General features: G+C 64.9%; 7 protein-coding genes and 1 pseudogene. 1 reads left to right on the top strand and 7 read right to left on the bottom strand.

The features are described 5' to 3' along the window. Positions 1 to 171: 171 nt before the first annotated feature. The 6 genes and pseudogenes from Q8Q88_RS11060 to Q8Q88_RS11045 all read right to left on the bottom strand — a co-directional run bounded on the left by Q8Q88_RS11060 (position 172) and on the right by Q8Q88_RS11045 (position 4,007). A complete protein-coding gene (locus Q8Q88_RS11060; protein WP_305675247.1) occupies positions 172 to 1,065 on the bottom strand; it encodes a carbon-nitrogen hydrolase family protein in 894 nt (297 codons plus the stop codon). Positions 1,066 to 1,241: 176 nt separating this feature from the next. Then, complete coding sequence (locus Q8Q88_RS11055; RefSeq protein ID WP_305675246.1) at positions 1,242 to 1,559, bottom strand: hypothetical protein; 318 nt, start codon at positions 1,557 to 1,559, stop codon at positions 1,242 to 1,244. 232 nt (positions 1,560 to 1,791) lie between these two features. Beyond that, positions 1,792 to 1,965 (bottom strand): annotated as a pseudogene (locus Q8Q88_RS24760) (GNAT family N-acetyltransferase); the annotation flags it as partial. Beyond that, positions 1,949 to 2,332: a GNAT family N-acetyltransferase gene (locus tag Q8Q88_RS24755; protein ID WP_371129845.1), complete on the bottom strand. Its 384-nt coding sequence runs from the start codon at positions 2,330 to 2,332 to the stop codon at positions 1,949 to 1,951. The gene Q8Q88_RS24755 and the pseudogene Q8Q88_RS24760, both read right to left, overlap by 17 nt. A gap of 171 nt (positions 2,333 to 2,503) precedes the next feature. Beyond that, positions 2,504 to 3,232 (bottom strand): gamma-glutamyl-gamma-aminobutyrate hydrolase family protein, encoded by a 729-nt coding sequence (locus Q8Q88_RS11050; RefSeq protein WP_305675245.1) that lies wholly within the window; start codon positions 3,230 to 3,232, stop codon positions 2,504 to 2,506. A 19-nt stretch (positions 3,233 to 3,251) separates the two neighbouring features. Continuing rightward, entirely contained in the window at positions 3,252 to 4,007 is a 756-nt protein-coding gene (locus Q8Q88_RS11045) for an arylamine N-acetyltransferase (protein WP_305675244.1), read from the bottom strand. Between the two features lie 214 nt (positions 4,008 to 4,221). Here Q8Q88_RS11045 and Q8Q88_RS11040 point away from each other — a divergent pair, with 214 nt between their 5' ends. Continuing rightward, complete coding sequence (locus tag Q8Q88_RS11040) at positions 4,222 to 5,100, top strand: LysR family transcriptional regulator (protein ID WP_305675243.1); 879 nt, start codon at positions 4,222 to 4,224, stop codon at positions 5,098 to 5,100. Positions 5,101 to 5,176: 76 nt separating this feature from the next. Here the strand turns inward: Q8Q88_RS11040 and Q8Q88_RS11035 are convergent. Then, positions 5,177 to 5,402 (bottom strand): transposase (locus tag Q8Q88_RS11035; RefSeq protein ID WP_305675242.1); only part of this gene is annotated, 226 nt, incomplete at its 5' end.

Below are 5,402 nucleotides of genomic sequence, written 5' to 3'. Positions count from 1 at the left end.
CAGAATGGGACCTCGTCTGCGGAAACCATCAGGGCCAGCGGTCCATGATCGCGCAAACAGGCCGAACACAAGACTGCATCCGACCAACACGTCGAGCCTCACATCACGACTTGCAATGCGGGAGCCATCCACACAGGACCTGCCGAACGTCTCTGAACGACCATTGCGGACCTAGAAGCGGCTCGCATCCGAGCTACGAGGGTCAACAACGCGAGCTTGTTGGTGCAAGTCGCCCGTCCGCGCCCGCGCCCGCCATGGTCGAGCATGTTCCAATGCACCTCGCAGCGTTTCCGAGCCGCGATCTAGGTCGGCGATGACCAGAGCACCAGCGCCGTCTGGAAACGCCTTGGATATCCACCTCCCATCTGGCCCAATCAAGCCGCTTGGAGCGACCCCGCTGCATTGCGCGGGCACGGAGAACCCCAGCCAGAAGGCGCCGCAAGCCGCGTGTCCCTGCGCTTGAATTGCAAACATTGGATCACGTGAAAACGTTGAAAGCAGAACGACATCCACACTCTCCCGGACGTACTCGACGAAGAGTTCGGGAAACTGAATTTCGATGCACAGGGCGCAGCCGAAGCGAAAGCCGTCCACGTCGAATGTGAGCAAGTGCGAGCCTGGGACGTACCAGTCAGTGACTTCTGTGTAGGACAGCAGCCGCTTGTCGTAGCGGCCGACCAATTCACCTTTGTCGGAGATGACATAGAGGCTGTTGTGGGGCCGATTGGGTGGCGTGAGCGGATGGTTCGCGCCGACTACCGTCCAAAGGCCGAGGCCGGCCGCCAAGGCAGCGGTAGCCTCCAACTCGTCGCGGAGCGCGGCCCAATCGACGTCCCATCCAGCGAGGACCTGTTTACCCTCGCCCGACGGGTATCCCGACATCGCCCCTTCGGTGAACTGAATCAGTCTTGCACCTGCATCGGCCGCCTCCCGCATCTGGGTTCGGATAGCTGCGCCGTTTGATCGCGGATCGAAACCTACCGGGGTCTGGGCGATAGCAATGCGGAGGCAATCTGCCCGTGGCAGGATGCGCAACGCTTGGGGTGAATCTGCGAGATCAGCCATGGCAAATTCTTACTGAGCGCGATGTCTCGTAGCCACCCTCCACTGCCCTTCGGGAGGTCCGATCTCGGGAAGCATCTCGAACGTCCTGTTCTCGGCGACGGGCCAACGGGGGAAATCGACCCGTTGCCGACGTCGATCACCACGACCGCACAAAGTGGCCCCGGCTACTATCCGTCTCAGACGGTTGGGCGTCGTACGCTTAGCACCTTCAGCGTACATTTTTGGACGACGAGCGTGAGGCGCTTGCCCCCGATACTGTCGGTGGCTGACGACGACAAGATCGAGTCGAGCTGCAGCGTGGTGTCGCCGCGCTTGTCGAGGTTCCGCGACACGACCTTCGCGGTATAGCCTTCGCGCAAGTGGCCAAACTCCTTCTGCAGCAGCGGGAAAATGATGTCGGCTTCCTTACCGGGGTCGAGCTGCGGGCAAACAGCGGGCGGCCTCGGGCGCGTCACGCATCCGCTGAGGGTGATCACCGCGACGAGGGCCCACACACTGCTACTTGATCGCATGTTCGCCCTCGCTCCCCACGCGCCGCCGGTGTCGCGACATCGCAATGTCGGTTGCCGCCCACGATGGATCAATCAGAGGTGCAGTTCCGCCGACCTCGCCGCGTGGCGCATTCTTGCGAGCAAGCAGGGACGTCCGCTTTCCACGCCATGGCGACGTTGTGTGAGTCCGCTTCTCGGCTCAGCGCTGCCAGCCATCTTCCGCCCACCATAGAGCTTAGAAATCGCCACCTACGGGCGGGCGGGCGGGCGGGTTCCACCGATACAGTCGGCGGTTCATCTCGGGGACGGAACGCTCGAAGCGGAAGCCTGATTTTTCGAGCACGCGTTGTGACGGGAGGTTCTCTGGGTGCGCAAACGCCGTCACGACTGGCCTATTCAGATGCTCCGCAAACGATAGGCTCGCCCCGGGTCAGTTCGCTCGCGAAGCCCTTTCCCCATGCTCCCGGTGCAAAGAAATAACCGACCTCCACGCCCCAGCAGGGGTCGAACGGATCTTCGTAGAGGCCGCCGTAGCCCACAATCGCCGAACGGCCTTTGTTCAGGACGACCCACGGGGCGCAGCCCACTGCCCGACGACGTCGCTCGTGGACAGCTAGGTAGCGGCGACAGTCCCTGAGAGAAGTACGGGGCTGGGTGAACCGCATCGCCTGCGGGTCGCCCAGGAAACCGAACAGTTCAGCGGCGTCCCCCAGCCGGGGGCGGCATAGCGCCAGCCGTTCCGTTTCCAGCTCAACCTGTCGTCCTGCGATCCTCACGGCTGCACCGTACCGTGGTCCAATTGGCGTGACTGCCGATGCCGGTTCTTGGACTTCGGTGGGGTCCAGAGAACACCGAGGGCGTTGGCGCGGAGTGGTCGCGGCGACCGGCCAAGCGCGTGGCTCGGGAACAGGGCGGTTGCGGCTGCGAAGCGGACGAGCCCCCGGCGACTATACATCGATCATCCCTTTGTTCCGCCGATCGGCTTGGCCCCGCCTGTCTAGCGGTTGCTCACCGCACGCGTCGACGAGGCCCCGGAAGATGGCGTTCCCGGCGTGATCCTCGCCCGCGAACAATTCCTGGTGCCACTGGACTCCAAGGGCGAACGACCCGCCGCTGATCTCGATCGCCTCGATGACCCCATCCGGCGCGTGGGCGGAGGCCGTGACGTTGCGGCCGAGCGTCGCCACCGCCTCGCGGTGAAAGCTGTTGACCATCAGGTGCGGCGCCCCGACCAGAGCCCGAAGCCGCGAGCCCGCCGCAAGGGAGATCGAGTGGGCCTGATCGCGGCTGTCGTGCGCCAAGGCGGCGGGATGCAGGGCCTGGACGTCCGGCGTAAGCCGACACCCATTTAGGCAGGCGAGCAGTTGCATGCCGGCGCAAATGCCGAGGATCGGCCTGCCGTGTGCGAGGCAACCTTCGACGATCGCCCGCTCCACGCCCAGGCGCTCAGAAGTCGGCAGTCTCGGTGGCTCCCGGCCCAAGTACCAGGTCTCCGGGAAGGCAAACCTGCCGCCCACGCACAGAACCCCGTCGAATGTCTCAAGGACCACGTCCACCATCTCCGGCAGGTACGGGACGCCGAGCGGCAGACCTCCGGCGTCCCGCACCCCGCGGAAGTATCCTTTCGAGGCTTCATAGCGGCGGCCGTCACCGCTCGAGTTCTCGTCGAGGACCACGGCGATCCAGGGGCGCGACCTACACCCTGGCAAGGCGGTCTCCCCGGGCCACGGCCTCCGCGAGCACCCGCGACCAGGCAGGTTCCACAGGCAGGTCGAAATCGGCGCGCAGGCTGTCGGCGAGCTGCTGGGCGGACAGCCGACGATACTCTGTAGGATGTCCTGCGCGGCGAACGGACCAGCGGTTTTCCAGCAGGGCGTATCGGACTCCGTTGATTTGCCGCGACACGATGAGAGCCTGGCGGAACGGCGAGGTCGGATGCGTGGAGGCGAACCAGTTCCCCGCGATCAAGTCGACGTCGAGCTGCGCCTTCGGGACGAGATCATAGACCGGCCGCCAGTCGCCGAGCGTGAACGCCTCCAGCCGGAGTTCGTCGTCGATTGACACAAGCCGCACGGGTTCGAACGCCGTCGCCTGTGGGGCGCGATCGCTCATGAGAACCGGCTCGGCGAGGATGGACCGGGGGGAGCCGACATCGCATAGCCAGTCCAGCTCATCCAGGCGGACCCGCAGCGCCATGTGCGTGCGCGGCCGAAGATCCTCCAGCGGCCGGCCCCAACGTGATCGGGCTATCAGGATGTCGACCTCGAAGCCGAGCGCCTCCAACGCGCACTTGAAGAGCGTATTCTGCTCGAAGCAGTAGCCGCCTCGCCGACCCAGAACCAGCTTGGCCTCCAGGTGGCGTGGCTCCAGGCGCACTTCCCGGTCCAGCAGGACATCGATGGCTTCGAAAACCATGGTCGCGACGTGGCGGCGGTGCAGATCACGCAGCACCCGAAGCGAGGGTTCGCGCGGGCGCTCCAGTCCGATCCGATGGAGGTAGGCGTCGATGTCGATAACGACTCCCGCAGTCTGAATTGGCACACGGCCCCCAATTGCATTGGCGCCTGAAACCGCAGCGTGGCGCCCGCCTCTTCGTAGATTCGGCAATTGTCAGGGCGGGACAATCGATGCTTTCTCGAGCTAGCCATCAATTGGATTGAGAGCTGTGCCCTCGACGCCCCTTCCACTGAACGCCCTTCACGCCTTTGCGGCGTCCGCGCGGCATCTCAACTTCACCAAGGCGGCGGGGGAGCTTTGCGTCACTCAGGGAGCCGTCAGTCACCAGGTCCGCTCGCTGGAGGCGCGTCTCGGCGTGAAGTTGTTCACGCGCTTGCCCCGAGGCTTGGCGATGACCGACGAGGGCGCCGCCCTGCTTCCCGGGCTGACCCAATCGTTCGACCGGATCGGTCAACTGCTGGAACAGATTCAGGGCGGACTTGCGCGCCAGCCGCTGACGGTGGGCGCCGTGACCACCTTCGCCGTAGGCTGGCTGCTGCCACGGCTCGCGGACTTCGAAGCCGAGCATCCGCACATCGAGCTGCGGGTGCGCACCCACAACAACAAGGCGGACATGCTTGCCGAGGGGCTGGACTGCTCCATCCACTTCGGCGACGGGGCTTGGCCCGGCGCGGAGGCGACCAAGATCTGTGCGGCGCAACTGTCGCCTCTCTGCTCGCCCAGGCTTGCCCACGGCATCCGTCAGCCGTCTGATCTGGCGAGACTTCCGCTGCTCCGTTCCTACCGCGCTGACGAGTGGCCGCGATGGTTCGCAGCCGCGGGCCTTGAGGAGCCACCGATCAGGCAAGCCATTTTCGATTCGTCGTTGGCGATGATCGCCGCGGCGGAGCGGTCACTTGGCGTGGCGTTGGCTCCACCTCGAATGTTCTCATTCGAACTCGAGAGGGGAAGGCTAGTGCAGCCGCTCCCAGTCTCCATCGATGCAGGCGCTTACTTTCTCCTGCGGCCGAGGACGCGTCGGTCGTCCGAAACCCACGACGCCTTCCTCACATGGTGCGTCGACGCCCTGGCGGCGCAGCCAGCCTAAAATACAAGCATCGCGTCGCGCGTGGGCAGGAGCCCAAGCTCTAGGTCAGCCGCCGCCAACGGCCTATGGTCCGGACTCATTTGGCCCAGTAGCTGACGATAGCGGCGATGAGCACGCCGGCGAGGAAGTTCTCTGCGAGCTTGTCGTAGCGTGTGGCGACGCGGCGGTAGTCCTTGAGGCGTGCCCAGAGGCGCTCGACGGTGTTGCGCTGCCGATAGGCGACGGTGTCGTAGGGGATCGGTCGCTTGCGGGAGGTTGTCGTCGGGGATGACGGCCTCGGCTTGGCGCTCGGCGAGGCGTTT

It is taken from the genome of Phenylobacterium sp., from assembly GCF_030697925.1.
Taxonomy (GTDB): domain Bacteria; phylum Pseudomonadota; class Alphaproteobacteria; order Caulobacterales; family Caulobacteraceae; genus Phenylobacterium.
This window is presented reverse-complemented; position numbering and strand designations above follow the sequence as displayed.